The organism is Arthrobacter sp. U41 (assembly GCF_001750145.1).
In the GTDB taxonomy this organism is placed as follows: Bacteria; Actinomycetota; Actinomycetes; order Actinomycetales; family Micrococcaceae; genus Arthrobacter.
This window is the reverse complement of the sequence record NZ_CP015732.1, coordinates 3,988,431-4,015,316: the sequence shown is the minus strand read 5'-3', so window position 1 is coordinate 4,015,316 and position 26,886 is coordinate 3,988,431. Positions and strand designations below refer to the sequence as shown.

The window sequence follows — 26,886 nt, the reverse complement described above, 5'->3', positions numbered from 1 at the left end:
GTACCTTGCACCTCAAGAGCCTGACCGTCCGGGGATTCAAGTCCTTCGCTTCGGCGACGACCTTCGAATTTGAACCAGGCGTCACCGCCGTGGTCGGCCCCAACGGCTCGGGCAAGTCCAACGTGGTGGACGCCCTGGCGTGGGTGATGGGCGAACAGGGCGCCAAGACCCTCCGCGGCGGGAAGATGGAGGACGTGATCTTCGCGGGCACGTCCGGGCGTCCGCCGCTGGGCCGGGCCCACGTCTCACTCACCATTGACAACAGCGACGGCGCCCTGCCGATTGAATACAGCGAAGTCACCATTTCCCGCACGCTGTTCCGCACCGGCGGCTCGGAGTACGCCATAAACGGCGCGGGCTGCCGGCTCCTGGACATCCAGGAACTGCTCTCCGACTCCGGCCTGGGCCGGGAGATGCACGTGATCGTGGGACAGGGGCAGCTGGACAAGGTCCTCCACGCCACCCCGGAGGACCGGCGCGGTTTCATCGAAGAAGCCGCCGGTATCCTCAAGCACCGGCGCCGCAAGGAAAAAACGGTCCGCAAGCTCGAAGCCATGCAGGCCAACCTCTCCCGGCTCAGCGACCTCACCGGCGAAATCCGCCGGCAGCTCACACCGCTGGGCAAACAGGCCGAAGTCGCACGCCGGGCCCAGACCGTCCAGTTCGAGGTCCGCGATGCGCGCTCCCGCCTCCTCGCGGACGACCTGGTCCAGCTTCAGCAGGCCCTCGCCCAGGACGTCGCCGATGAGAGCGCGCTCAAGGCCCGCCGCGGCGTCGTCGGGCAGGAACTCGAGCTCGGCAGGCAGCGCCAGGCAGGCCTCGAGCAGCTTGCCGCGGAAGCCACGCCCAAGCTCAATGCCGCGCGCGACAGCTGGTACCGGCTCTCCGCCGGGCGGGAACGGCTGCGCTCGCTGGGCTTGCTCGCCGAGGAGCGGCGCCGGCTGCTCGGGTCCTCCGACAACGTCCCTGATTCCGGCCGCGACCCGGAGCAGCTCGACCGGCAGGCCGCCCGCGTCCGGGAGGAACAAGCCGGGCTGGAGCGCCAGATCGTGGACCGCCGCAGCGGTCTGGCCAACGCCACTGCCGCCAAACAGGACGCTGAAGAAGCCGCCGCCGCCGAGGACAAGCGGCTCGCGTCCCTGCTCCGCGCCGCCGCGGACCGCCGCGAGGGCCTGGCCAAGCTTGCCGGACAGGTGGGCGCCGCACGCTCCCGGGTCGAGTCCGCGCAGGCGGAACTCGGCCGGCTCCGTGAATCCCTCAAGGCCGGGGAGGAACGCCGCCGGCAGGCCCACAGCGAGTTCACCGCCCTCGAAACCCAGGCCGCCGGAGTGGAGGACGGCGAGGAGACCCTCGACGCCGACTACGAGGAAGCCGGCGCGGATCTCGACGCCATCGACGCCGAGATCGACGCGCTGAAGGCGGCGGAACGCGAGGGCGAACGCGAACGCGGCGCCCTCCTCGCCCGCCGCGACGCCCTCCAGCTCGGGCTGAACCGCAAGGACGGTTCGGGCCACATCCTCCGCTCGGGAATTGCCGGTGTGCTTGGCTCCCTGGCGTCCATGATCACGGTGGAACCAGGCTTCGAGGCCGCCATCGCGGCGGCTCTGGGCGCCTCGTCCGACGCCATCGTGGTGCAGGACAGCAAGGTTGCGGCCACTGCCGTGCAGCGCCTGAAGGACGACGACGCCGGCCGGGCCGCCTTGCTGCTGGCGGGCGCAACCGCGGGCCGGCGCACCTTCGACGGGCAGCTGCCCGCGGGCGCCCGGTGGGCCTCCGAACTGGTCACGGCATCCGGTTCGGAGGATGCCGCCTCCGGGCTGCCGCTGCCCGGGCTGATGGCGGGCATCGCCGTCGTCGAGGGCCTGGAAGGTGCGGCGCAGCTGCTGGCCGGCCGCCCGGAACTGACCGCCGTGACCCGGGCCGGGGACGTCCTGACCGCCCTGACGGTCAGCGGAGGCTCCGCGAAGGCTCCTTCGCTGATCGAAGTACAGGCCGCCGTCGAGGACGCCTCCTCACGGCTTGCCTCGGTGACCGCGGACCTGGAACGCCAGCGTTTCGCCCTCGCGTCCGCACAGGCCAGGCGGGCCGTGGCGCAGGACCGTGCCGATGCGGCCCTTGAGAAACTCCACGATTCGGATGCCCGGCTGGCGGCCGTCGCCGAACGCCTGGGCCACCTGAATTCCGTGCTGCGCAGCGCCGTCGGCGAAAGCGGGCGGCTCGGGGCCACCCTCGCCAAGGCAGAGGCCAACATCGTCAGCGAACAAGCGGCGCTGGAAGCCGTGGCGGCACGGCTCGCCGCCGCGCAGGAAGCACCGGCGGAGGAAGAACCCTCCCCGGAACACCGTGACGCCCTGGCCCTGGCCGCTTCCCTGGCCCGCAGCGCCGAGATGGAGGCCCGTCTCGCCCTGCGCAGCGCCGAGGAACAGCTCACGGCCATCCGGAACCGGGCGTCGTCGCTCGAACGCGCCGCCGCCACCGAACGGCGCGCCCGGGAGGAAGCCGCTGAGCGGGCACGCCGACGCCGGCTCCAGGCCAAACGCGCTGCCGCGGTGTCCGCCGCCGTCGGGCAGGTGATCGGCTTCATCGATGTCTCCGTGGAACTCGCCGCGCTGGAGCGGGACAGCGCCGAGGAACGCAGGGAGCAGTTGGACGGCGAGCTCTCCGCGGTGCGCAGCAGCAACGATGCCCTCGCCCGCGAACTGGCCGAACTGACCGACTCCGTCCACCGCGACGAACTGGCCCGCACCCAGCAGCGCCTCCGGATTGAAACCCTGGAGCTCAGAAGCGTCGAGGAGCTGGGACTGACCGCCGACCAGCTGGTGGCCGATTTCGGCCCGGACCAGCCCGTGCCCGTGGCCGCCGCGGAATCGGCGGACAAGTGGGCCGCCCTGCGCGCCCCGGTCGACGAGGACGGACACGAGCTCGTGACCGGCAAGCCCTTCGTCCGCGAGGAGCAGGAGAAGCGGCTCAAACGGGCCGAGCGGGACCTGTCGGCCCTGGGCCGGGTCAACCCCCTGGCGCTGGAGGAATTCGCCGCCCTCGAGGAACGCCACCAGTTCCTCAGCACCCAGCTTGAGGACCTGAAATCCAGCCGCAAGGACCTGTTGGACATCATCAAGGAAGTCGACGAGCGGGTCCAGAAGGTCTTTGCCGAGGCGTTCGAGGACACCTCGGCGCAGTTCGTCCGGATATTCGCGCGGCTGTTTCCCGGCGGCGAGGGCAGGCTGGTCCTCACCGACCCGTCGGACATGCTGACCAGCGGCATTGAGGTCGAGGCGCGGCCGGCCGGCAAGAAGATCAAGCGGCTCTCGTTGCTTTCGGGCGGTGAACGTTCGCTCACCGCGGTGGCCCTGCTCGTCGCGATCTTCAAAGCCCGGCCGTCACCGTTCTACGTGATGGACGAGGTGGAGGCGGCCCTGGACGACACCAACCTGGGCCGGCTCATCACGATCTTCGAGGAGCTGCGCGAATCCAGCCAGCTCATCATCATCACGCACCAGAAACGCACCATGGAAGTTGCCGACGCCCTGTACGGTGTCACGATGCGCGGCGACGGCGTCTCCACCGTCATCAGCCAGCGCCTCGGCGCGCAGGTCTAGCGGGCCGTGGAATGCCGCCGGCCTGTTATTGCCGGGCTCCGAGCGCGGCCTTGAGTTCCCCGGCCGTGATAAGCAGCTGGCGGTTGTACACATAGCCGCCCAGCCCCAGCTCCGCCTGGGTCCGGGTCAGGTCGACCATTGTGCCGGCGTCGCGCGGTGGCGCCGGCACAGGGGCCGGCCAGACCTGGACGGAGTAGCCCACCGGGATGTACGCGTCGAATGCCCAGGTTTGTGCCAGCGCCTGCTCGACCGCGGGGGTCACCGCCTGCGGAGACAGGCTGTCCAGATACAGGGTGATGTTGACCAGGCGCCGATCCGGAGAGCCATCGGAACTTCCATTCACCTCGGCCTCTTCGACCCCGTCGATGGCGACCAGCGATGTGTGCAGCGCCGAGATCGCGTCCTTGACGTCGCCGGAGCCTCCGTTCTGGGAACATCCCGACAAACCCAGCGATGCGGCGGCCGCTACCGCCGCCGCACCCACGCCCGTCGACAGTACTTTCGTGAACGCTGATGCCATCGTTCCAGCCTTTCGGGCCGCTGAAGTTGTGAGAAATCTGATTCCCGCCTAAGAACTCGGCGTTCCGTTGTCGAAACACCCGGGCTATGCGGCCGACTCCGCGCTGCCGAGGGGTTCGCCCGCGCGCCAGAAGTTGAGGGCGGCGGCAATTCCAAGGCTCACAAGCAGGACGCCGGAACCAGCCAGCCGGATGAAGTCCGGCAGCTCGGCTGACAGCGCATCCACCGAGCCATACGGCCCCACCGCTTCAGAGAGAACCGTCGGAGAAAACCCCAGCAGCACCCCGCCGACGCCGGACAGCCAGAGGTCGAAACGCCAGCGGTAGTTCACCCAGCGCCAGAAGGTCTTGCCGGGGCCGCCGTCACTAATCGCTTCACCCCGAATCCGGTACTGCCGCAGCCAGCCGAACTTCTTGATCAGCGACGCGAACGACGCGATCGTGATTCCCAGGGCGATGGATCCATAAATCATCCACAGCCCGCTGAAGCCATAGTCGTCGGAGACCGTCTCCGGCCACGCTCCGGTGAACCAGGAGACCACCGGGATGCCGCTGAGCAGGGCAGACACCACGAGGCCGATCGTCGACCAGAGCAAGTGCCAGCCAAAGCCGAGCACCCGGAATTCCGACACCATCGACGCCATGGACAGCGGGGCCTTCTGCAGTGTCGACGACGGTGCCATCCAACCGCGGCGCAGCTGTTCGCCGGGGATCAGGCAGCACATCGCGAAAAGAAGGATGATGGCCGGCAGGGCCGCCAGGCTTCCCATGGCGATGCCGGCCAGGCCATCGAACCGGTCACGGCCGACCCCGGCCGCCACGCGCTGGTCCACCCAGGTCAGAACCAGGCCCCCTCCGAACAGCACGGCCAGGCATAGCGCCACCAGGGTGACGCCCGCGATGGAGAGCCCCCTGCCGAAGCGCCTGTTTACCGCGGCAACGTGGGATTTTCGGGCCAGAAGAGCTTCTTCCGCCTCGGCCGGCCCGGCAGCCATCCGCTGGCTCCGGTACGGGCTCGTCACGAGAAGGACTCTCCCCGGCCGAGTGGCTCGCCCGCACGCCAGTACTGGACGGCGGTGAGAAGACCGGCCACGGTAAAGAACAACCCGAGGAAGAGCGCAGTCAGGAAGAACGCCGTGTCGTCGAACATGAGCGCCATCCAGCAGGAGCCGCTCAGCGCGCCGCCGACGCCGGCGAGCCAGAGGTCGAAGCGCCAGCGGAAGGTGAACCAGCGCCAGAACGACTTACCCCCGCCCCCGCTCGTGGCGCCCGCGCCGCGCCTTCGGATTTGTACCCGGTAGGTGGATTTCTTGACGAGGGAAACGGTCAGGATTATGGCCAGGGCGGCGGAGAGCGCGCCATAGAAGCCCAGCGTCATGAAGGTGAAAGCGGCCTGGGTGTCCTCGAGCGTTGCCGGCCAGGCGCCGCCCCAGGCCAGCAGGACCGGCAGCACGATCAGGAGCAGCCACGCACGGCGATCCAGGCGAGGTGGTACCGGGTTTCCAGGGGCTTCATCTGGGCCGTCACCGAACCGCCCCTCCACCAATGCCGTTGCTCGATCCCGAGCTCCGTCGCCCGCCCCAGCAGCACGTAGAAGAAGAAGGCGATCGTGGCGAGCAGCAGCAGCACACCGGGCGCGGCGACCAGCAGCGAGACGATCTCCGTCTGCCGTTCGGTCAAAAGGAACGAACCGCGTACGGTGACGGATGCCTCCAGCGCGCTGGTGTCTTCGACCTTGGCAAAGAACAACAACAGCCCCGCCAGAACGCCGACGGCGAGGGTGGAACACGCTACGCCCCCGACCAGCAATCCCCTGCGGGCGCCTGCAGCCGGGGAAGGTGCCGTGGGGGACGGAGTGGCGGACCGGGTGGGTGCGTGGGGCATGGAGTCACGGCTTTCAGTCGAGGGGCGGATCCGCGATAGGCTCCCGGTTGACCGGGTCGGAAGAAGTCTGCTCGTGCAGGTACCGCTGCACCCAGGGCTCGCCAGACGGGCAACCGCGCCGATCCTAGCACCCCGGATCGCCGCCGGGGCGGATGGCGTATTGGCCGGCTCGTGGCGGAATTGCCGACTCACTTGTTCCGAGCCTTGACGCACGCGCCGCGGCGCATTTGGGGTTTGTGAGAAGCTAGGGGAGTGAACGACATCCTCCCCATTCTTCTGCCCATTCTCGCCGCCCTGGTGGTCCTCGGTGCGCTCATTCCGGTCCTGATGAAGACCCGGAAGAACATCACCAACTACCCGGGAAAGCGTGACGAGAACGATCCCGTGCAGCCGGGTGCCGGCGGCGGCACCCTTCTCGAGGACCGCCCTGCGCCGACGCGCGAACGCAAGGCACCAGACGTCGCCGACCACGAGGGCCTGGCAACAGTGGAAGTCCCGGACGACGTCGCCGGCCTGGAAATCGTTCCGGTGGAAACACCGCTGCCCGTGGCCGGCCGCCTGATCCGCCTGCGCGAACGCCTCGTCAAGTCCAACAACATCCTCGGCAAAGGCCTGCTGGCACTGCTCTCCGCAGACAAGATCGATGAAAACGTGTGGGACGAGGTGGAGGAGACGCTCCTGCTCGCCGACCTCGGCACCGAGCCGACCCTGCAGCTCGTGGACGCGCTGCGCGAACGCGTGAAGGTGCTCGGCACGCGTTCCCCGGAGCAGGTCAAGGCACTGCTGCGCGAGGAACTCATCAAGCTTGTGGACCCCACGATGGACCGCAGCCTGCGCGTCGAACGGCACGCCGACAAGCCCGCCGTCGTGCTGGTGGTGGGTGTCAACGGCGTTGGCAAGACCACCACGGTGGGCAAGCTCGCCCGCGTGCTCGTCGCCGAGGACAAGGATGTCCTGCTGGGCGCGGCGGACACCTTCCGCGCCGCCGCGGCAGAGCAGCTCGCCACCTGGGGCCAGCGCGTCGGCGTCGCGACCGTGAAGTCGGACGTCCACGGCGCGGATCCGGCGTCGGTCGCCTACGAGGCTGTCAAAGCAGGCATCGACCAGGAGGTCGACGTCGTGATGATCGACACCGCCGGCCGCCTGCAGAACAAGGTCGGCCTGATGGACGAGCTCGGCAAGGTCAAGCGCGTCATTGAGAAGCTGGCCGAGGTGGATGAGGTGCTCCTGGTCCTGGACGCCACAACGGGACAGAACGGCCTGAACCAGGCCCGCGTTTTCGCCGAAGTCGTGAACATCACCGGCATCGTCCTGACCAAGCTGGACGGGACGGCCAAGGGCGGCATCGTGGTGGCCATCCAGAAGTCGCTCGGCGTCCCGGTCAAGCTGATCGGCCTCGGCGAGGGTGCCGACGACCTCGCCCCGTTCGACGCCGAGAGCTTCGTTGACGCCATCCTGAACTAGGGCGTGTCTCCCGAATAGGCTGCCCGCTGGCCCGCGGGTGCTGTGGTTATCAACCGCAGCACCGGCGGGCCAGCGGCGTTTAATCGGGAGGGAGTCAGGCGCTGCGTGTGGCCGGCCGGTGGAATGTCTCCCGGGCCAGCAGCCAGCCCGCGGCGGCTGCGACCAGCACGCCGCCGGTGACGCCGAAGGCCCAGCCATAGCCCAGCCGGTCGGCGAGGAGCCCGGCCAGGACCGGTCCGATGATCGCGCCGCTGTCGGCGGTCATCTGGAAGATGGCCAGCACCCGCCCGCCGGAGCGCTCGTTGCCGATCACGTCGGCCATGGCCGCCTGCTGCGCGGGACCCAGGAGCCCCGAACCGATGCCGGCGACGGCGGTCGCCACGAGGAACCAGAGCAGCTCGTGGGTGAAGCCGATGGCGGCCGTCGCGGTTCCGGTGACCAGCAGTCCGGAAACCATCATCGGTTTCCGGCCCAGGCTGTCCGCGAGTTTGCCGGAGAACGTCAGCGCCACCGCGTTGGCAGCGGCGAACATGGCCAGGGCCCAGCCTGCGGATTCCGGTCCGGCGTTCAGGGCGGCGACGGCGAACAGCGGGACCGTGGCCATCCGCACGCCGAAGGTCGCCCAGCCGTTCGCGAAACTGGAGAACAGCCCCGCCCGGTATGCGCTGTCCCGAAGGGCCTCGCGCAGCTCCATGGCCGGCGCCGTGCTCCCGTCCGGGCGGGAGGACGCCGGCACGTGGCTCAGCTGGGTCTGCACCACCAGGGCCGCCAGGACCAGGGCGGCCGCGTAAACGAGGAACGGCACGCGCAGGCCGAATCCGGCCAGCAGCCCGCCCACGACCGGACCGCACACATTGCCGATCAGGAACGCCGAGGCGTACGCCCCGGACACCCTGCCGCGGCTCTCGGGCGGCGCCAGCCGGACCACCAGGGCCATCGACGCCACCGTGAACATGACCGAGCCGGCACCGCCGAGGCCGCGGAAGATCAGCAGCTGCCAGTAATCCTGGGCGAAGGCGCACGCCGCCGTCGACGCCGCAACGATCAACAGTCCGGCCACGTACACCGGCCGTTCGCCCAGCCGCACAATCAGCGCGCCTCCCGCCGGAGCGAACACCAGCCGCATAAACGCGAAGATGCTCACGATCACGGCCGCCGCCGTCGCCCCGACGTCGAAGGTGGTGGCGAACTGCGGGAGGACCGGCGCCACCAGGCCGAAGCCGAGGGCGATGAGGAAGGCGGCCACCAACATCACCTTGATGTCCCTTGGCAGCGCCGCTTTGCCGTTGCTCCGGGTGCCGGCCTGCGGCGGGGATCCCGCGGGGCGGGGGGTCTTACTCATGGCGGTGGCTTCCTGGCGGTACGGGCGGGGGAGAGGGGACGTTGGAACGCGTGAAACATAACCGTAACAAGAACGATTTGCACCATTTACTTCCGGGAGGTTCTTGTAACAACCCGGCAATCTAATTCCTCCGCCGGCGAAACACGCCGCCGACAAACTCTTCTTAGAACGCAAACCGCGTTGAGGCACGCGGAGAACTCCGCAACATCTTTAGATCGCATCTAAGCAAGGGAGGACGTGCACCATGGAACTTACCGCAGGTCACGTATGGCTGATGGTGGCAGCAGCGCTCGTGCTGTTCATGACACCAGGACTCGCATTTTTCTACGGCGGCATGACGCGCGCCAAGGCCGCACTGAACATGATGATGATGAGTTTCATCTCCATCGGCATGGTCGGTGTGGTTTGGGTGCTCTGGGGCGCCTCGATGAGCTCCGGCGAGGGCTTCATGCAGATGGTTGGAAACCCGTTCGCCACCTTCGGGCTGGAAGGCATTGACACCCCTGACGGACTCATCAAGGTCGGCTACGCAGCCACCTTCGCCATCATCACCGTCGCCCTGATCAGCGGCGCGATCGCTGACCGCGCGAAGTTCGGCGCCTGGTCCGTCTTCGTCCCGGTCTGGGTGACGCTGGTGTACTGCCCGCTGGCCTACATGGTCTGGGGCGGCGGGCTGTTCGGCCCGGAGGGCGCCATCGGCCAGGCCCTGGGCCCGGCGATCGACTTCGCCGGCGGCACGGTTGTCCACATCAACGCCGGTGTTGCCGCGCTGGTCCTCGTGCTGATCATCGGCAACCGCAAGGGCTTCGGCAAGGACCCCAACCACCGCCCGCACAACATCCCGTTTGTGATGCTCGGTGCTGCGATCCTGTGGTTCGGCTGGTTCGGCTTCAACGGCGGCGCAGCAACGACGGCGGAACAGGGCGGCCTGATCTGGGTCAACACCCTGGCCGCCCCCGCCGCGGCAATGCTCGGCTGGCTCATCACGGAGCGTATCCGCGACGGTCACCCGACCTCGCTCGGTGCCGCCTCCGGTGTGGTCGCCGGCCTCGTCGCCATCACCCCGGCCTGCGCCAACGTCAGCCCGGTCGGCGCCCTGGGCCTCGGCCTGATCGCCGGTGCCGCTTCCGCCCTGGCTGTCGGTCTCAAGTTCCGCTGGGGCTTTGACGATTCGCTCGACGTCGTCGGTGTCCACCTGGTCTCCGGCATCATCGGCACCGTGGCGCTGGGCTTCATCGCCCTCCCGGCTGACGGTGTTGGCGGCGGCCTGTTCTACGGCGGCGGACTCACCCAGCTGTGGGCCCAGCTCGCGGCGGCCGGCATCGCCATCGCCTACTCCGCAGTGATGACCGCAATCATCGCCTTCGCCATCCACAAGACCATGGGCTTCCGGGTTTCCCAGGAGCAGGAAGTGGTGGGCGTGGACCTCAGCCTGCACGCCGAAACCGCCTACGAATTCGGTGTGGGCGGCCACGGTGGAAGCTTCACCCCGCTGCACGAACTGATCACCGGCAAGGCCCAGACCGTGGTTCCCGCCGCCGAAACGGCGGACGCGTCCTCCAACGGCAAGAAGACCGCAGCAGCAGGCAAGGAAAGTGTGGAGGCATGAAACTGATCACAGCAATCGTCCGGCCCGAAAAGCTCGACACCATCCGCGAAGGGCTCGAAGCCTACGGCGTGCAGGGCCTCACGGTCAGTGCGGCCAGCGGCTATGGCCGGCAGCGCGGCTACACCGAGGTGTACCGCGGCGCCGAGTACAACGTGGACCTGCTCCCCAAGATCCGGGTAGAGGTCCTGGCCACCGACGAACAGGCGGACGACATCCTGGATGTCATCATCGCCAGCTCGAACACCGGCCGGGCCGGGGACGGCAAGGTGTGGACGATGGATGTGTTCGAGGCAGTACGGGTCCGCACCGGCGAACGCGGATCGGCTGCCATCTAGGCACCAGCTTCACACCAACAGAGCGGGCCGGGAACCTGAAAAGGCACCCGGCCCGCTCTTGTGCGTCCGGCGGCCGTAAGGGACAACGACGCCGGCCGGTCAGCCTGCCCGCCAGCCTTCCGGCCCGGCGCTCCCGGCGGCGTACTCCTCCAGCGGCGCACTGTCCCGTGCCCAGGCCTTGAGCACGGGCTCCAGGATCCGCCAGCACTCCTCCGCGGTGTCGGCGCGGACCGAGAGCAGGGGATCGCCGGTCAGGACACCTTCGAGGACCTCCCCGTACGGCAGCAGTTCCGAGGCGCTGAGCTCCGCCTGCAGGGTGGCGCGGTCCAGGCTGAGGACATCGCCGGGGCCGTTCACATCGACGTCGAACTGCAGCGTGTCCGGTCCGAAGCCGATCCTCAGCTGGTTGGGGGAGTCCACCCCGGTGAAGCCCCTGGGCAGGTGGGGCACCGGCCGGAACGTCACCACGGCTTCCTTGCGTTTGACGCCCAGGGCCTTGCCGGAGCGCAGGATGAAGGGGACGCCCTGCCAGCGCCAGTTGTCGATCCCCACTTCGACCTCGGCGAGGGTCTCGGTGCCGCGGGCCGCGTCGACGCCGTCTTCCCTGGCGTAGTCCGGGACCTTCCGGCCACCGATCGATCCCGCGGTGTACCGGGCGCGGCGGGTGCTTTTGGCGTAGGGCGCCTTGATGCTGCTGGCCCGCAGCACCGTGGCCACGGCATCCCGGAGGTCCCGCTCCTCCACCGAGGCGGGCGGCTCAATCGCCAGCAGCGCCATGATCTGCAGGAGGTGGCTCTGGACCATGTCGCGCAGGGCGCCGGCGCCGTCGTAGTAGCGGGCGCGCCCCTCCAGCGCGAGGTCCTCGTCGAAGACAATCTCGACCTTTTCAATGTGCTCCCGGTTCCACACCGGCTCCAGGAAGGTGTTGGCGAAGCGCAGGCCCAGGATGTTCAGCACCGTGGCCTTGCCCAGGAAGTGGTCCACCCGGTGGACGTGGTCCTCAGGAACCAGCGCGGCCAGGGTTTCATTGAGGTGCCGGGCGGACTCCGCGCTGGAACCAAACGGTTTCTCCATGACCAGCCGTGTCCCGGCGGGCACCTGGCCGGGAGCCAGCGCCTCGCAGGCCAGTTGGCTGACCCGCGGCGGCAGGGCGAAGTAGACGGCTACGGGCCCCTCCAGCTGCGCCAGCAGGCCGGCCAGCTGCCCCTCGGCCGTGACGTCGAGCTGGTGGTAGCTGGTGGTGTCGCGGATCCGCTTCAGTTCCCGCCGGCCATAGGCCTCGGCCTGGGAGTTGGCGTCGGCGAAGGATTCTTCGATGCGCTCCAGCCATTGGTCCGGAGTCCAGGCATCCGAGCCGGCGCCGACCAGGGTCAGCCCGCCGGCGCGTCCCCGGGACACGAGCCGGGCAAGGCCCGGCAGCAGGAGCCTGCCGGTGAGGTCGCCCGAGGCGCCCAGGATGAGCAGGGTTTTCACTGTTGTTTGGCTGGTCATCTAAGTCAGCATGCCATCTTGAAGGCGCGGCTTGGTACCCTAGATAGTCGAGTCCCGTTGTCGAGGCGGTTCGTTCAGGCGAACATCAGTCGCGACGCTGGCGTGCCGGACCGGCCGCCATCCGTAGAACCACTGAAAGAAGTGCACGGCACGTGTTCAATTCACTCTCTGACCGGTTGACAGCAACCTTCAAGAATCTGCGTGGCAAGGGCCGCCTGACCGAGGCGGATGTTGACGCCACAGTCCGCGAAATCCGGCGTGCCCTCCTGGACGCCGACGTCGCCGTGCCCGTGGTCCGCGAATTCACCGGGCGGGTGCGCGAGCGTGCCCTCGGCGCCGAAGTCTCCGCCGCACTGAACCCGGGCCAGCAGATCGTGAAGATCGTCAACGAGGAGCTCGTCGAGATCCTCGGCGGCGAGACCCGCCGGATCCGCCTTGCCAAGACCGGGCCGACCATCATCATGCTCGCCGGCCTCCAGGGTGCCGGTAAGACCACCCTGGCGGGCAAGCTCTCCAAGTACCTCAAGGCGCAGGGCCACAGCCCCATGCTGGTGGCCTGCGACCTGCAGCGTCCCAACGCCGTGACCCAGCTCCAGGTCGTCGGCCAGCGCGCCGGCGTGCCCGTTTTCGCCCCGCACCCGGGCGCCACCTCCACCGAACTGGACCACCCCGCCGGTGACCCGGTCGCGGTCGCCCGCGCCGGCGTCGAGGAAGCCCGCCGCACGCTGCACGACGTCGTGATCGTTGACACCGCCGGCCGGACCGGCGTGGACGCTGAGATGATGGAACAGGCGCGCCAGATCCGCCGCGCCATCGTTCCGAACGAAGTGCTGTTCGTGGTCGACGCCATGATCGGCCAGGACGCGGTCAACACCGCCATGGCCTTCGATGAGGGCGTCAACTTCACGGGCATCGTGCTCTCCAAACTCGACGGCGATGCCCGCGGCGGTGCCGCGCTCTCCGTCTCCTCGGTCACCGGCAAGCCCGTGATGTTCGCGTCCACCGGCGAAGGCCTGGACGACTTCGAGCTCTTCCACCCGGACCGGATGGCTTCACGCATCCTCGACCTCGGTGACGTGCTCACCCTGATCGAACAGGCGGAGAAGTCCTGGGACAAGGACGAGGCTGCCCGGATGGCGCAGAAGTTCGCCGACCAGGAAGACTTCACCCTCGAGGACTTCCTCGCCCAGATGCAGCAGATCCGCAATATGGGGTCCATGAAGAAGATGCTCATGATGATGCCCGGTGCGCAGAACATCCGGCAGCAGCTGGAGCAGTTCGACGAGCGTGAAATCGACCGTGTCGAGGCGATTGTGCGTTCCATGACGCCGCATGAACGCGTCGCCCCCAAGATCATCAACGGTTCCCGCCGTGCCCGCATTGCCCGCGGTTCGGGGGTGCACGTCTCCGAGGTCAATGGCCTGCTGGAACGCTTTGCCCAGGCCCAGAAGATGATGAAGAAGATGGCTGCCGGCGGCGGCATGCCCGGAATGCCGGGGATGCCCGGCATGGGCGGTGGCGGCGGGGCCCGCAAGGGCGCCAAGAGCGCGCCGAAGAAGAAGTCCCGCTCCGGCAACCCGGCCAAGGCCGCGCAGGAGCTCAAGGATGCCCAGGCCCGCCGGGCCGAAGGTGCCAAGGCCCTTCCGACCGGTGCCGCATTCGGCCAGCAGGGCGGCGACTTCGATCCCTCCCAGCTGAACCTGCCCAAGGGCTTCGACAAGTTCCTTGGCGGCGGCAAATAGGCACTGCCGGCCGAGATGTCGGCGGCCCGTTGTCGGGCCGGTGTCATAGGGTTAGACCATGTACAAGCAGCGCATAGTATTCGTCCACGGGGCGGGCAGCTTCGGCGCTGCCGCGTGGCCGAAGCAGCACGGGATGGCGCTGAATTACGACGCGCTGTTCCTGCGCCGCCACGGGTATGAGCCGGCCGCCGAGCCGCTGGAAACAGACTTCGCCGCCGACGCCGCCATCGTCCTCCACGCCCTGGCCGACGACGGCCGCGGCGAGGCCGGCGGCCACGTCGTGGCCCATTCGCAAGGGGCCATCTCCGCCATGATGGCCGCCGTCGAACGGCCGGAGCTGGTGCACTCCCTGACTCTCGTGGAACCGGCCTGCCTCTCGCTCACCGCGGACCAGCCGGCGACGGCGGCGCACCGCGCCCTGATGCAGCCGCTCTTCGAGGTCCGCCACCACCTGAGCGACGAGGATTTCCACCGCGAATTCGTCCGCCGGGTGTCCGCGGCCCACACCCCCGCACAGGCGACCCTTGGTGCCCCGAGCCCGGAGGACCAGCTGGAGGCACGCCGCCTGCGGCTGCAGGCGCCGCCCTGGGAAGCCCCGCTGCAGATCGTCCCCGGCGTCCCCACCCTGGTCCTGACCGGCGGCTGGGAGCCGCTCTATGAAGAAATCGCGGGCTACCTGCGTGAGACCGGCGCCCTGCACCGCGTTGCGCCCGGCGGCCACCGGCCCCAGGATTCGCCGGAGGGCAACCGGGCCATCCGGGCCTTCATCGCCGACGTCGGGCGGCACCAGCACGCCGAGGCGTCCTAGCCGGCTTCGGGTCCGCCGACGGCAGGCGCCGGCAGGTAGACCTTGCCGCCCGAGGCGATGAACTCGTTGCTCTTTTCCCGCATTCCGGCCGCCAGCGCGGCCTGCGGATCCGCTGAGCCGTATTCGTCCCGGATGTCCTGGCTGATCCGCATGGAGCAGAACTTGGGTCCGCACATCGAGCAGAAATGTGCCGTTTTGGCCGGCTCCGCGGGGAGCGTCTCATCGTGGAACGCCTCGGCCGTCACCGGGTCCAGGGACAGCGCGAACTGGTCCCGCCAGCGGAACTCGAACCGTGCCTTGGACAGGGCGTCGTCGCGTTCATGCGCACCGGCGTGGCCCTTGGCGAGATCCGCGGCGTGGGCTGCGATCTTGTAGGTGATCACCCCGGTCTTTACGTCGTCCTTGTTGGGCAGTCCCAGGTGCTCCTTGGGCGTGACGTAGCAGAGCATCGCTGTTCCATAGCGGGCAATCTCGGTGGCGCCGATCGCCGAGGTGATGTGGTCATAGCCGGGTGCAATATCGGTGACCAGCGGCCCCAGCGTATAGAACGGGGCTCCCTTGCAGAGTTCCTGCTGGCGCTCGACGTTTTCCCGGACCAGGTGGAACGGCACGTGCCCGGGCCCTTCCACCATGACCTGTACGTCGAAAGTCCAGGCCCGCTGCGTGAGCTCGGCCAGGGTGTCCAGCTCGGAGAACTGCGCCGCGTCGTTGGCATCCGCCGTCGCGCCGGGCCGCAGCCCGTCACCCAGCGAGAACGCGACGTCGTAGCGGGCGAAGATCCCGCACAGCTCATCGAAGTGGGTATAGAGGAAATTTTCCTGGTGGTGGGCCAGGCACCAGCCGGCCATGATCGCTCCGCCGCGGGACACGATGCCGGTGACCCGGTTGGCCGTCAGCGGCACGTAGCGCAGCAGCACCCCGGCGTGGATGGTCATATAGTCCACTCCCTGCTCGCACTGCTCGATCACGGTGTCCCGGAAGATCTCCCAGGTAAGGGCGTTCGCCTCACCATTGACCTTCTCCAGCGCCTGGTAGATGGGGACCGTGCCGATGGGCACAGGGGAGTTGCGGATGATCCATTCGCGCGTGGTGTGGATGTCGTCCCCGGTGGAGAGGTCCATCACCGTGTCCGCACCCCATTGGGTGGCCCATTGAAGTTTGTCTACTTCCTCAGCGATGGAGCTGGTTACTGCGGAGTTGCCGATGTTGGCGTTGATTTTCACCAGGAACGCCTTGCCGATGATCATCGGTTCGGATTCAGGATGGTTGACGTTGCTGGGGATGATGGCGCGGCCCGCGGCCAACTCGCTGCGGACCAGCTCGACGTCGCAGTTCTCGCGCAGCGCGACGAACCGCATCTCCTGGGTGATCACCCAGTCCCGCGCGTACCGCATCTGCGTGACCGTCCTGCCGTCGACGGCGCGGCGCGGCACCGGGCGGGCGCCCATCCACTCGGCCGACGCTGCGCCGCGCCGCACTGCCGACCTGCCGTCATCCAGCAGTTCCCGGGCCCTGCCCTCGTAAGGTTCGGTGTCCTCCCTGGCGGCAATCCAGGGACCCCGGAAAGGCTCCAGCCCGCGGACCGGTTCACTTCCGGGACCGGCGGTGCGGTACACGCGGAACGGGGCGTTGGCGGCGCCGGCCGGGGAGTCGGCCAGCGCGATTTCGGTCACCGGGACGCGGATGCCGTGTTCGGCGTCCGTGGCGAACGCCAGGGAGTGGGACCTCAGCGATTGCGTGGGGGCCGCGGGCTGGACCGGGACTGCCTGCTCGTCGTCGTCCCGGTTTTGGACAGGGCTGTGCTGCGTCAATTGCGTGTTCACGGAAATACTCACTTCCTTCGCCGGCATTACCCGGACAGGTTCAACGGTCGCAGGCTGCGTCAGCCCGATCTCAGCCCCTGCAAGGGCACCCGTGTGGTCGTAGACGAAGCTACCACGTGCCGTCGGAAAGCCTGGCGCGTGTGACGGGGCCCTCACGACGCCGTGTTGACGCGGTGTTAGCGTGGCATCGTGACTCAGCCCAAGGCCGTACCCCGCATCAGGACAGCGACGCCTGAAGACCTCGCGGCCCTCCCGGCTCTTGAGGCCGCGGCGGACCGCTTGCTCAAGGCGGAGGTCGGGTACCGCGCGCTCCCGGCCCCAGGGCCCCCGACGTCGGGTGAGACGCTCTTCATACTGGTCGCCGGGAATCCGACTGTGGGGTTTGCCCGTGTTGATGAGGTTGGCGGCCAGGCCCATCTGGAACAAGTCTCCGTGCATCCCGACTCTGCTGGGCGCGGGGTCGGAAGGTCTTTGGTGGAGGCGGCCATCGACGGAGCCCGGATACGCGGCTATGAATTCATGACCCTTTGCACTTTCAGGGACGTCCCGTTCAATGCACGGTTTTACGCGAGCTGCGGCTTCGCGGAGCTCGCCGAGCCGGGGAAGGCGCTGGCCGCCCTGCGGGCCTACGAAGCACTGCCGGGGCTGGATGATCTTGGCCGGCGGGTCGTCATGCGGCTTAGGCTTTAAGCCATGACCGGCATCATCGAATTCAGCGGCCCCGTCCTCACCGGACCCGAGCAGGAACACCGCGGACTCTGGTCCGTCGATGGCCTCCTGACCTTCCGCAGGCCCGCCGCCGCCCCGGACCTGATCCTGGACGGCTGGGTCATCCCCGGACTGGTCGACGCGCACTGCCACATCGGTCTTGGACCCGGCGGGGACGTCCCGGAGCAGCTGGCGGAAGAACAGGCCATGACCGACCGCGACGCCGGAACCCTCCTCGTCCGCGACGCCGGCGCCGTCCACGACACCCGCTGGATCCAGCAACGGGCGGACCTGCCGCGCCTCATCCGCTCGGGCCGGCATATCGCGAGGACCCGGCGGTACCTCCGGGGCTTCGCCGTCGAGGTGGAGCCCGAGGACCTGGTGGAGGCCGTGCGCAAGCAGGCGCGGGCCGGCGACGGCTGGGTCAAACTCGTGGGGGACTGGATCGACCGCGACGCCGGCGACCTCGCCGCCAGCTTCCCCGCGGCGGAATTGAAAGACGCCATCGCGGCCGCCCATGATGAAGGCGCCCGGGTCACGGCCCACTGCTTCGCCGAAGACACCCTGGACGACATGCTCGACGCCGGGATCGACTGCATCGAGCACGCGACCGGCCTGCTGCCGCGGCATCTGGCGCGTTTCGCCGAACAGAGTGTGCCGATCGTTCCCACGCTCATCAACATCGCCACCTTCCCGGACATCGCCGCGCAGTCGGAGGCGAAGTTCCCCCGGTACGCGGCGCACATGCGATCCCTCTGGGAGCGCCGGGCCGAACGTGTCCTGGCCGCCTTCGAAGCCGGCGTCACTATCTACGCCGGGACGGACGCCGGCAGCGTGATCACGCACGGGCGCATCGTCGACGAGCTCCAGGCCCTGCACGCAGCCGGGCTCCCGGCCGGGGCAGCCCTCGATGCCGGCGCCTGGGCCGCGCGGGCCTGGCTCGGGGCCGGCGGCCTCAGGGACGGTGCCAGCGCCGACGTCCTGGTCTGCGCCGAGGATCCACGCAGCAATCTGGCCACCCTGCGGGACCTCAGGAATATCGTGCTGCGCGGCGAACTGCTCCGGTAGGAGACTTCGGATTCACTAGGAATAAATTGAAGCTTCAAGGAATTTAGTTCTATGAAAGGTCATCGAGGGTCGGTGGCCACCGAAGCACCGGAGCGATCGATCACATGACTGCAGAAAACAGCACACGGGATCTTCTTCCCGCAGAACTCACCATGGGCACCGTGATGCTCAAGGTCGGCGACATGAAGGTCATGACGGATTACTACCAGCGCGCCCTCGGCCTCGATATTGTGACGGAGCAGGACGGCGGACTCTACCTGGGCCGCAAGCAGAAGCCCCTGGTCCACCTGGCGCCGGCGCCGGGCCTGAGCGTCCCCTCCCGCGGTGAGGCCGGCCTCTTCCATGCCGCCCTGCTGTTCGCGGACCAGTCCGCCCTGGCCTCCACCGTCGCCAGCGCTGCGCAGTACGAGCCCCAGTCCTTCACTGGCAGCGCAGACCACCTGGTCAGCGAAGCCTTCTACTTTACGGATCCGGAGGGCAACGGCATCGAGCTCTACTGGGACCGTCCCCGCGAGGCCTGGGCCTGGGAGGGCAAGAACGTGGTGATGGACAGCCTGGCCCTGCCGCCGCAGCGCTACCTCGAGCAGTTCCTGACCGAGGAATCCGTAAGCGGGCAGCGCGAGGCCGCGGCCGGCGTCGGCCACGTCCACCTGCAGGTCGGCGACGTCCAGTCCGCGCAGGACTTCTATGTCGGAACCCTCGGGTTCGAAAAGACGGCGGGCTGGCACGGTCAGGCCCTGTTCGTCTCGGCCGGCGGCTACCACCACCACATGGCCATGAACGTCTGGAACAGCCGTGGCGCCGGCCCCCGCCGCGACACCCTGGGCCTCGGCGAGGTGCTGATCGAAGTACCGGCAGGCGACGATGTCGGGACCCTCGCCGACCGCCTCAAGACTGCCGGGGTCCAGTCCCACCACACCGGCGCCGAACTGCGCTTCGAGGACCCGTGGCGCAACCGGATCCGCGTCGCCGTTCGCTGAGTGCCCGCGGTTCCCGTCACGCATCCGCAGCTATCGGGCCTCGGGGACATGTTCAGCGCAGGCGGCAGCGAGTGGACATAGTGGCTTTATGTCCACTGGTCACGGTAAGGGGAGGGCATGTCCAGTCTGAGCACCCGCCGGGCTGGAGCGGCTAGGCTGAAGCGACGCCGAAAACAGCGGACCAGCGCCGCCAGACACCTAAGGATGAGCTCCATGGGATTCACCGAAGTCTTTGTCTCCACCCACGATGAAGCCCTCAAGCGCGCCACCGCCCTGGACGGCGGGGCCCCCGCGGCCCCCGGCGCCGTCCGGATCGCGGACATCACCGACTTCGAGGTCGAGCGCCTGGGCGACCTGGCCGGCACTGCCGTCCACGCCTCCGGCGCCGACTACGAACTCGCCATGGTCGATGTCGCCAGCGACTCCCTGCTCGGCGTCCCGCCGGCAATGGTCCGGGCCCTTGCCGAGCTGCTCAGCTATGAGACCGAGGGGGAAGGCGACGTCCTGGCCGACGTCGCCGAAAGCTGGGCCGCCGAGGAGGACATGCCCTTCGGCGCGGAGCAGGCAGGCCGCTACGTCAGGCAACTCGCGGAACTGGCCGCCGGCGTCGACCCTGCCAGCAAATCAGGCCTCTACGTCTGGACTTCCTGACTCACCTCAGGCCCCCAAATGGACCGGTTGCGGGTGTCAAGTCGAAATCCCGCCGCTGATCTGGCACAATAAACAGGTACTCGATCTGCGTGGCCCCTCTCTCCGCGTCCGGATCTTGTCCTTTTAGAACCCCCTAGTACGGCCCGCCCCACGGGTGCAGAACGCCGGGCTCGACCCCGTTTCAGAAACAGGAGTGACCACAAAAGTGGCCGTAAAGATTCGCCTTAAGCGCTTTGGCAAGATGCGCGCACCGTACTACCGCATCGTCGTCATGGACGCACGCTCCAAGCGTGACGGCCGTGCCATCGAAGAAATCGGCAAGTACCACCCGACCGAAGAGCCTTCGTACATCGAGGTCGACACGGACCGTGCCCAGTACTGGCTCGGCGTCGGCGCACAGCCGTCCGAGCAGGTCGCCGCGATCCTCAAGATCACCGGTGACTGGCAGAAGTTCAAGGGTCTCCCGGGCCAGGAGGGCACCTTGAAGACCAAGGCCCCCAAGGCTCCGTTCGTGACCCCGGAGAAGGGTTCCGTGATCATCCCGGAAGCCATCACCAAGAAGGCCAAGAAGGATGACGCTGCCGAGGCTCCCGCCGACGCCGCCGAAGCAGAGACCACCGAGGCTGAGTAAATTGCTGGCAGAAGCGCTCGAACACCTCGTCCGAGGGATCGTTGACAGTCCTGAGGATGTCAAGGTCAGTGCGAAGAACAACCGCCGCGGGGACACCCTCGAAGTGCGCGTTCATCAGGACGACCTCGGACGGGTGATCGGCCGCCAGGGCCGCACCGCACGCGCCTTGCGCACTGTGGTGGCAGCACTGGCGGACGGCGAGCCGGTCAGGGTCGACGTCGTCGACACCGACCGCCGCCGGTAACGCTTTCAGCAATACTTGTCTTGAGTCCGGCCCCTTCACCAGATAATGGTGGAGGGGCCGAACTGTTTCCCCATAGACCCACAGAATCACCAACCCCGAACAGAGGAACAGATGCAGCTTCAGGTGGCACGAATCGGCAAGCCCCACGGCATCCGCGGCGAAGTGACCGTCCAAGTGCTCACGGATGCGCCCGGCGACCGTTTCGTCCCCGGAACCCAGTTCGTGGTGGAACCCGCCTCGGCCGGCCCGCTCACCATCCTCAGCGCACGCTGGAACAAGGACATCCTGCTGCTTGCCTTTGAGGAGATTGAAACCCGCAACGAGGCGGAGACTGTCCGCGGCGCCAAGCTGTTCATCGAAACTGAAGAACTCAACGATGATGAGGACGACGAAGGCTGGTACGAGCACGAGCTCGAGGGACTGGAAGTCCGCGTGGGTGACCAGGTGGTCGGCAAGGTGTCCGGCCTCCGCACCCTCCCGGTCCAGGACCTGCTCATGGTCACCGCGACGGATGGCAAAGAAATCCTGATCCCGTTTGTGGAGCAGATCGTCCCCGAGGTCAACGTCGGGGAAGGCTACGTCCTCGTCACCCCGCCTCCGGGCCTCTTCGAGGTCAATGCCGACGACGAGGTGGCCAAGGCCGGGGAGCAGCCGACATCCGGGGAGCAGCCGAAGTCCGACGGCGCCGCCGCCGAGGAGCGTCCCGATGCCGGAGACGACGCCTAAATGAGGATCGACGTTGTCAGCATTTTCCCCGAGTACCTGGCGCCGCTGGAACTCTCGCTGATCGGCAAGGCGCGCCAGGACGGGCTGCTGGAACTGAACGTCCACGACCTGCGGGACTTCACCACGGACCGCCACCGGACGGTGGATGACACCCCGTATGGCGGCGGCGCCGGTATGGTCATGAAGCCCGAGCCGTGGGCCCAGGCGCTGGCAGCCGTGGCGGCCGACCGGCCCATCGACGCGGCGAGGCCGGTCCTGATTGTGCCGTCACCGGCGGGGGAGCGGTTCACCCAGGCCACGGCCCACGAACTGGCGGAAGAGGAACGGCTGGTGTTCGCCTGCGGCCGCTACGAGGGCATCGACGAGCGCGTGATGGAATGGGCCGCCGGGCACTTCACGGTGCGGCCCGTAAGCCTCGGCGACTACGTCCTCAACGGCGGCGAAGTGGCAGTGCTGGCCATGGTGGAGGCCATTGGCCGCCTGCTGCCCGGCGTCGTCGGCAACCCGGAATCCCTGGTGGAGGAATCGCACTCGGACGGGCTGTTAGAGTACCCCGTGTACACCAAGCCCTCCAGCTGGCGGGACCGTGAGGTTCCGGCGGTGCTGCTCAGCGGCAACCACGGCAAGATTGCCCAATGGCGGCGGCACGAACAGTACCGGCGCACCGCCGAACGCCGGCCGGACCTGCTCGAGGTGTTCGACGCCGCCAAGTTGCCCCGCGCGGATCGCACCGCCTTCGCGGACCTCGGGTACGACGTCGTCGACGGCCACCTCGAGCGCCGCGCGGACGCCGGCGGGGAATCCGCCTGAGCGGATTGGCTGGAAAGCCCCGGATGTGGCAAAATTAGTCCTTGTGCCTGCTGGGTTGCGAACCTGCCACAGGGGGAGCGTGATCAACAGCGCGGCACCCCGGTCCTGTCAAGTCCTGACGGAGCCGGATTCACAAAATTTTCGGCGGGAATTTCCGGGCCGCATATCCGCCCGGGCTTGGCCGCCGTGACCCCAACGTGAAGGACCTGTGGCGTTCACCAGGAGTGAATCAATGCATATTCTCGATTCCGTAGATGCAGCCTCGCTGCGCACCGATGTTCCCGTCTTCCGCGCGGGTGACACCCTCAAGGTTCACGTGAACATCATCGAAGGCAAGAACTCCCGCGTCCAGGTCTTCCAGGGCTTCGTCCTGGGTCGCCACGGCGACGGCCTGCGCGAAACCTTCACCATCCGCAAGGTCTCCTTCGGCGTGGGCGTGGAGCGTACCTTCCCGGTGCACTCCCCGATCATCGACAAGATCGAGCTCGTCTCCAAGGGTGACGTGCGCCGCGCCAAGCTGTACTACATGCGCGATCTGCGTGGCAAGGCCGCGAAGATCAAGGAAAAGCGCGACTTCCACACCGCAAAGTAAGTCCTGCCCGACCTCGAACGCAGGCTTCCGCCGCGGGTCCACGGACCGTGCCCGGCCAGCGCCGGAGCATCCGCAACAGCGCTGTTCACTTCAGAAAAGCGTTAGAGGACACGGACCATGGAACACACAAAACGCCAGCCCAGGAAACTCGGCTGGCGTTTTGTGTTGGCCGCCGTGATCCTCGCCGTCCTTATCAGCGGACTGGTCCGCTCCCTGTGGCTCGATGTCTACTACATCCCCTCCGCCTCGATGGAGCCGCTCTTCCGCGAGGGGGACAGGATCCTCGTCTCGCGCACGGACTACCGGGCCGAGCCGGTGGGCCGTGGCGACATCATCGTTTTTGACGGCAGAGGATCCTTCGCCCCGCTGAACAGCGGCAACGGCCCCGTGCTGGAGTTTCTCGGCGGCGTCGGGCACTGGATCGGCCTCTCCGGCGGCGATAACACCTATGTCAAACGCGTCATCGGCCTCCCCGGTGACCACGTGGTCTGCTGCGACGCCGGGGGCAGGCTCACAGTCAACGGCCAGCAAGTTGCGGAACCCTATCTTTATGACGGGGATGCCCCCAGCGAGCTGGAGTTCAGCGTGATTGTTCCCGCCGGCCGGCTCTGGCTGATGGGGGACCACCGCTCCTTGTCGGCAGATTCCCGCAGCCTTCTGGGCGCCCCCGGCGGAGGCATGGTGCCGGTGGACCGGGTGATCGGCAGACCCGTCCGGATCATCTGGCCGCTTGATAGATTTACAGCAGTAGCACGGCCAGCCGAGGCCGCCACGACGACAGAAAAGAACGGACAGTAAATGCCCGAGACCGGACCCCGGACTCCTGATCCGCGCGGGCAGGACCAGCCCCGGGTTACCTCCTCAGCGATCCCCGCGGCGGAGCTCCCGGTAGGCGGGGGCTCCGCTGTCACCCCTGTGCAGGACGCTCCTGCGCATCCGACTCCGGACGACCGTGACACCCCGGCTGCAGGAGGACCGGCCCATGCTGGGACCGCGTCCAAGCGTGCGCGCAAGGCCAAGTCCCGGGAGCGCCACAGCCCGCTGTTCCTCTGGGTGAAGGAAGTGGCCACGGTGGTGCTCGTCGCCATCGTGTTGTCCTTCCTGATCAAGACTTTCCTTTTCCGGGCCTTCTACATCCCGTCCGAATCCATGGTCAACACCCTGGACGTGAACGACCGCATCTTCGTGAACCTCCTTGTCCCGGAGCCTTTCGCCCTGGAGCATGGCGATGTCGTCGTGTTCCGTGACACGCAGGGCTGGCTCGTCCCCATGGCGGAGAAAGAAGCCGGCCCCTTCACCTGGGTGCAGGACGGGCTGACGTTCATTGGCCTGCTGCCGGACAACTCGGAGCAGCACCTCGTCAAGCGTGTCATCGGACTGCCCGGTGACCGTGTGGTTTGCTGCGACGCCGGCGGCAGGCTCATGGTCAACGGCGCGCCGCTGGACGAGAGCTACATCAACCCCGCCGAAGTACCCCAGGCCCGCGACTTCGACGTCGTGGTCCCCGCAGGCAAGGTCTGGGTGATGGGCGACAACCGGAACCATTCCGCCGACTCCCGCGCGCACACGGACAGCAACGGCGGCTTCGTGGACATCGCCGACATCGAAGGCAAGGCTGCGGTGATTGCCTGGCCGCTGAACCGCGTCACCGCCCTTGACAACTACGCGGACGTCTTCCGCGACGTGCCCGCCCCGGCCGGAAAATAGCGGGCCAAGGCCATGTCAGAAGCCCCCACCCTCGACTACGAGCGCCGCTTCCGCAGCTCGGGCGCCCGGCTCCTCGCCGGTATCGACGAGGTGGGCCGCGGCGCCCTCGCCGGGCCCGTCAGCGTGGGCATCGCCGTGATCGACCTTCACCAGCAGAAGCTGCTCGCCGATGTGCGGGACAGCAAGCTGCTCAAGGTGGCGGACCGCGAACGCCTCGTGCCGCTGGTCAAACGCTGGAGTGTGGCTTCGGCCGTCGGGCACGCATCGGCGAATGAGATCGACGCCCTCGGCATCGTCGCCGCGCTCCGGCTCGCCGGCACCCGGGCCTGGTTCGCGGTCCTGGCCGCCGGGGTGACCCCGGACGTGGTGCTGCTGGACGGCAGCCACAACTGGCTCTCGCCGGCGACCCAGCCGTCCCTGTTCGACGAGGGGCCCGCGGAGCCGGCCTGCGACGCGCCGGTGCATACGCTCGTCAAGGCGGACCTGCAGTGCCTGAGCGTTGCCGCGGCATCCATTTTGGCCAAGGTGGAACGTGACGGCATGATGCGCGAACTGCACCACGAGTATCCGGCCTTCGGCTGGTACGAAAACAAGGGCTACGGCACGGCAGCGCACAAGGACGCGCTCCGCGCCGCCGGTCCCACGCCCTACCACCGGGTGAGCTGGCAGCTGCTCGCAGACTGACGCCGGCACCGTGCCCGCCCGCAGCGCAACGGGGTGCCGGCGGGTCCCGCGGGACGGACAGTGGCGCGCGGGCGCCGCCGGATGGTGCAAGATGGAATCATGAGTGCCGAGGACCTTGAAAACTATGAGACCGACATGGAGCTGCAGCTCTACCGCGAATACCGGGACGTTGTCGGGCTGTTCAGCTATGTGGTCGAGACCGAACGGCGTTTCTATCTGGCCAACCACGTTGACCTGCAGGCCCGCAGCGCCGACGGCGAGGTCTACTTCGACCTGACGCTGCAGGACGCCTGGGTCTGGGACGTCTACCGCTCCGCGCGCTTCGTCAAGAGCGTCCGCGTCATCACCTTCAAGGACGTCAACGTCGAGGAGCTCCCGCGCAGCGAGGAACTCGCCCTCCCCAAGGCCGGGGATCTCGGGAACTGACCGGCTGACCCGCCGGCCCGGCTATTCGAGCTCCCGGGGAACCTCACCAATGCTGGCGTGCAGTTGCCTGAGGCCGACTGTTGTCATCCTGAGTGCGGCCGAGTCCTACTCATTGCTGATGTCCCGAAAGCGAAGGACCATCTCCGGGCGGTCCTCCTCTGCCGGGATGTAGCTCACTTCGATGAAAATTGAGTTGACCTGATCCGGGAAGCCGGCCGGGCCTTGACCTGCGAGGCCAAGGCCGCGAATTCAGGGTTGCCGGATGGCCAGGTGTGTTGCTTACAGCCGACAATCTGCGGGCGCTCCGCGTTGCTGACCGGTTACGCCGCGCTACTGATTGGCCGGGTCTTTGCCGAGGGTTTCCCACATAGCGTCCTGCACGGCTGTGCCAACCCCTTACCGCGGCGCACGCTGGGTTTATGAGAGCTAAAGACGTGCTGGGCCGGCGCGGGGAGGAATTCGCGGCCGGTTACCTCAAAGCCCAGGGCATGCGGATCGTGGACCGCAACTGGCGGTGTGCCGAGGGTGAAATCGATATCGTCGCGCTGGACGGCGACACTCTGGTCATCGCCGAAGTGAAGACACGCCGGTCCCTCGCCTACGGGCACCCTTTCGAAGCCGTCGGCGCCGACAAACTGGCCCGGCTGCACCGGCTGGCCTCCGCGTGGTGCCGCGACCATGAACTTCGCTTCCCGCTGCGCCGGGTCGATGTGATCGCCGTGCTCGACGACGGCACCGGCGGCCCCGCCGTGGAACACCTCAAGGGGGTGGGCTAGGTGGCGCTCGGCCGGACCTACTCGGTGGCCCTCGTCGGGCTGAACGGCTACATCGTCGAAGTGGAAGCTGACATCGGCCAGACCCTCCCGGCCTTCATCATCCTGGGACTGCCGGACGCCAGCCACGCCTAAATGTGGCAAGTAGTCAAAAAATCTCGTTACCGCCCAAAACGCACAAAATCCCCGCCGTTACGGGGAAGCGCAACGGCGGGGACTCGGAGTTTTGTGTGCGGATGTATTATACACTCTTGACAAGGTGTGCTAGTGC

Annotated in this window: 28 protein-coding genes and 1 riboswitch; of the genes, 21 read left to right on the top strand and 7 right to left on the bottom strand. The window is 67.7% G+C overall.

The window, feature by feature from the left end:
- The first annotated feature begins 5 nt into the window (after positions 1-5).
- On the top strand, positions 6-3,599 hold the full coding sequence (gene smc / locus ASPU41_RS18330) for a chromosome segregation protein SMC (protein WP_197515707.1): 3,594 nt from the start codon (positions 6-8) through the stop codon (positions 3,597-3,599).
- 25 nt (positions 3,600-3,624) lie between these two features.
- On the opposite strand, the gene ASPU41_RS18325 is transcribed toward smc, so the two are convergent.
- The 4 genes from ASPU41_RS18325 to ASPU41_RS18310 all read right to left on the bottom strand — a co-directional run bounded on the left by ASPU41_RS18325 (position 3,625) and on the right by ASPU41_RS18310 (position 6,001).
- Entirely contained in the window at positions 3,625-4,119 is a 495-nt protein-coding gene (locus ASPU41_RS18325; protein ID WP_069952127.1) for a hypothetical protein, read from the bottom strand.
- An 84-nt stretch (positions 4,120-4,203) separates the two neighbouring features.
- The gene (locus ASPU41_RS18320) at positions 4,204-5,139 is read right to left on the bottom strand and encodes a hypothetical protein (RefSeq protein WP_157357059.1); all 936 of its coding nucleotides are present in this window, start codon (positions 5,137-5,139) and stop codon (positions 4,204-4,206) included.
- Entirely contained in the window at positions 5,136-5,570 is a 435-nt protein-coding gene (locus ASPU41_RS18315; protein WP_069952125.1) for a hypothetical protein, read from the bottom strand. Before ASPU41_RS18315 ends, ASPU41_RS18320 begins: the two co-directional genes overlap by 4 nt.
- Before the next feature lie 2 nt (positions 5,571-5,572).
- On the bottom strand, positions 5,573-6,001 hold the full coding sequence (locus ASPU41_RS18310; protein WP_157357058.1) for a hypothetical protein: 429 nt from the start codon (positions 5,999-6,001) through the stop codon (positions 5,573-5,575).
- A gap of 252 nt (positions 6,002-6,253) precedes the next feature.
- On the opposite strand from ASPU41_RS18310, the gene ftsY reads away from it, so the two are divergent.
- Positions 6,254-7,465 (top strand): signal recognition particle-docking protein FtsY, encoded by a 1,212-nt coding sequence (gene ftsY, locus ASPU41_RS18305; protein WP_069952123.1) that lies wholly within the window; start codon positions 6,254-6,256, stop codon positions 7,463-7,465.
- A gap of 94 nt (positions 7,466-7,559) precedes the next feature.
- Here the strand turns inward: ftsY and ASPU41_RS18300 are convergent, their stop codons facing one another.
- Positions 7,560-8,807, bottom strand: a complete 1,248-nt coding sequence (locus ASPU41_RS18300) for an MFS transporter (protein WP_069952122.1) — start codon at positions 8,805-8,807, stop codon at positions 7,560-7,562.
- Positions 8,808-9,051: 244 nt separating this feature from the next.
- On the opposite strand from ASPU41_RS18300, the gene ASPU41_RS18295 reads away from it, so the two are divergent.
- Together ASPU41_RS18295 and ASPU41_RS18290 are read left to right on the top strand one after the other, a co-directional pair.
- Positions 9,052-10,416 (top strand): ammonium transporter, encoded by a 1,365-nt coding sequence (locus tag ASPU41_RS18295; protein WP_069952121.1) that lies wholly within the window; start codon positions 9,052-9,054, stop codon positions 10,414-10,416.
- Positions 10,413-10,751, top strand: a complete 339-nt coding sequence (locus tag ASPU41_RS18290; protein ID WP_024366371.1) for a P-II family nitrogen regulator — start codon at positions 10,413-10,415, stop codon at positions 10,749-10,751. Before ASPU41_RS18295 ends, ASPU41_RS18290 begins: the two co-directional genes overlap by 4 nt.
- Before the next feature lie 99 nt (positions 10,752-10,850).
- Here ASPU41_RS18290 and ASPU41_RS18285 read toward each other — a convergent pair whose 3' ends face one another.
- A complete protein-coding gene (locus ASPU41_RS18285; protein ID WP_069952120.1) occupies positions 10,851-12,242 on the bottom strand; it encodes a glucose-6-phosphate dehydrogenase in 1,392 nt (463 codons plus the stop codon).
- Positions 12,243-12,394: 152 nt separating this feature from the next.
- Here ASPU41_RS18285 and ffh point away from each other — a divergent pair, with 152 nt between their 5' ends.
- Together ffh and ASPU41_RS18275 are read left to right on the top strand one after the other, a co-directional pair.
- Positions 12,395-13,984, top strand: a complete 1,590-nt coding sequence (gene ffh / locus ASPU41_RS18280) for a signal recognition particle protein (protein WP_069952119.1) — start codon at positions 12,395-12,397, stop codon at positions 13,982-13,984.
- A gap of 58 nt (positions 13,985-14,042) precedes the next feature.
- A complete protein-coding gene (locus ASPU41_RS18275) occupies positions 14,043-14,792 on the top strand; it encodes an alpha/beta fold hydrolase (protein ID WP_069952118.1) in 750 nt (249 codons plus the stop codon).
- Here ASPU41_RS18275 and thiC read toward each other — a convergent pair.
- Entirely contained in the window at positions 14,789-16,615 is a 1,827-nt protein-coding gene (gene thiC / locus ASPU41_RS18270; protein ID WP_069952117.1) for a phosphomethylpyrimidine synthase ThiC, read from the bottom strand. The two genes, ASPU41_RS18275 and thiC, sit on opposite strands and share 4 nt — an antisense overlap.
- Positions 16,611-16,718: riboswitch (TPP riboswitch) on the bottom strand. (Overlaps the previous gene by 5 nt.)
- A gap of 86 nt (positions 16,719-16,804) precedes the next feature.
- On the opposite strand from thiC, the gene ASPU41_RS18265 reads away from it, so the two are divergent.
- The 15 genes from ASPU41_RS18265 (at position 16,805) to ASPU41_RS23795 (ending at position 26,750) form a co-directional block, all read left to right on the top strand.
- Entirely contained in the window at positions 16,805-17,305 is a 501-nt protein-coding gene (locus tag ASPU41_RS18265) for a GNAT family N-acetyltransferase (protein WP_069952116.1), read from the top strand.
- 3 nt (positions 17,306-17,308) lie between these two features.
- Entirely contained in the window at positions 17,309-18,391 is a 1,083-nt protein-coding gene (locus ASPU41_RS18260; RefSeq protein WP_069952115.1) for an amidohydrolase family protein, read from the top strand.
- 104 nt (positions 18,392-18,495) lie between these two features.
- Positions 18,496-19,371, top strand: a complete 876-nt coding sequence (locus ASPU41_RS18255) for a VOC family protein (RefSeq protein ID WP_069952114.1) — start codon at positions 18,496-18,498, stop codon at positions 19,369-19,371.
- A 213-nt stretch (positions 19,372-19,584) separates the two neighbouring features.
- The gene (locus ASPU41_RS18250; protein ID WP_069952113.1) at positions 19,585-20,022 is read left to right on the top strand and encodes a hypothetical protein; all 438 of its coding nucleotides are present in this window, start codon (positions 19,585-19,587) and stop codon (positions 20,020-20,022) included.
- A 205-nt stretch (positions 20,023-20,227) separates the two neighbouring features.
- A complete protein-coding gene (gene rpsP / locus ASPU41_RS18245; RefSeq protein ID WP_069952799.1) occupies positions 20,228-20,653 on the top strand; it encodes a 30S ribosomal protein S16 in 426 nt (141 codons plus the stop codon).
- A gap of 1 nt (position 20,654) precedes the next feature.
- On the top strand, positions 20,655-20,897 hold the full coding sequence (locus ASPU41_RS18240) for an RNA-binding protein (RefSeq protein ID WP_056426755.1): 243 nt from the start codon (positions 20,655-20,657) through the stop codon (positions 20,895-20,897).
- Positions 20,898-21,008: 111 nt separating this feature from the next.
- Positions 21,009-21,623: a ribosome maturation factor RimM gene (rimM, locus tag ASPU41_RS18235; RefSeq protein ID WP_069952112.1), complete on the top strand. Its 615-nt coding sequence runs from the start codon at positions 21,009-21,011 to the stop codon at positions 21,621-21,623.
- Complete coding sequence (trmD, locus tag ASPU41_RS18230; protein WP_069952111.1) at positions 21,624-22,433, top strand: tRNA (guanosine(37)-N1)-methyltransferase TrmD; 810 nt, start codon at positions 21,624-21,626, stop codon at positions 22,431-22,433. It begins immediately after the preceding gene.
- A 232-nt stretch (positions 22,434-22,665) separates the two neighbouring features.
- Positions 22,666-23,025, top strand: coding sequence for a 50S ribosomal protein L19 (rplS, locus tag ASPU41_RS18225; protein ID WP_069952110.1), 360 nt, complete (start codon positions 22,666-22,668; stop codon positions 23,023-23,025).
- A 117-nt stretch (positions 23,026-23,142) separates the two neighbouring features.
- On the top strand, positions 23,143-23,823 hold the full coding sequence (gene lepB / locus ASPU41_RS18220; RefSeq protein WP_069952109.1) for a signal peptidase I: 681 nt from the start codon (positions 23,143-23,145) through the stop codon (positions 23,821-23,823).
- Positions 23,824-24,732 (top strand): signal peptidase I, encoded by a 909-nt coding sequence (gene lepB / locus ASPU41_RS18215; protein WP_069952108.1) that lies wholly within the window; start codon positions 23,824-23,826, stop codon positions 24,730-24,732.
- Positions 24,733-24,744: 12 nt separating this feature from the next.
- Positions 24,745-25,416, top strand: coding sequence for a ribonuclease HII (locus ASPU41_RS18210; protein ID WP_069952107.1), 672 nt, complete (start codon positions 24,745-24,747; stop codon positions 25,414-25,416).
- A 99-nt stretch (positions 25,417-25,515) separates the two neighbouring features.
- Positions 25,516-25,842 (top strand): DUF2469 domain-containing protein, encoded by a 327-nt coding sequence (locus ASPU41_RS18205; RefSeq protein ID WP_069952106.1) that lies wholly within the window; start codon positions 25,516-25,518, stop codon positions 25,840-25,842.
- A gap of 419 nt (positions 25,843-26,261) precedes the next feature.
- The gene (locus ASPU41_RS18200; RefSeq protein WP_069952105.1) at positions 26,262-26,618 is read left to right on the top strand and encodes a YraN family protein; all 357 of its coding nucleotides are present in this window, start codon (positions 26,262-26,264) and stop codon (positions 26,616-26,618) included.
- Complete coding sequence (locus ASPU41_RS23795) at positions 26,619-26,750, top strand: hypothetical protein (RefSeq protein ID WP_269450059.1); 132 nt, start codon at positions 26,619-26,621, stop codon at positions 26,748-26,750. It begins immediately after the preceding gene.
- Positions 26,751-26,886 lie beyond the last annotated feature (136 nt).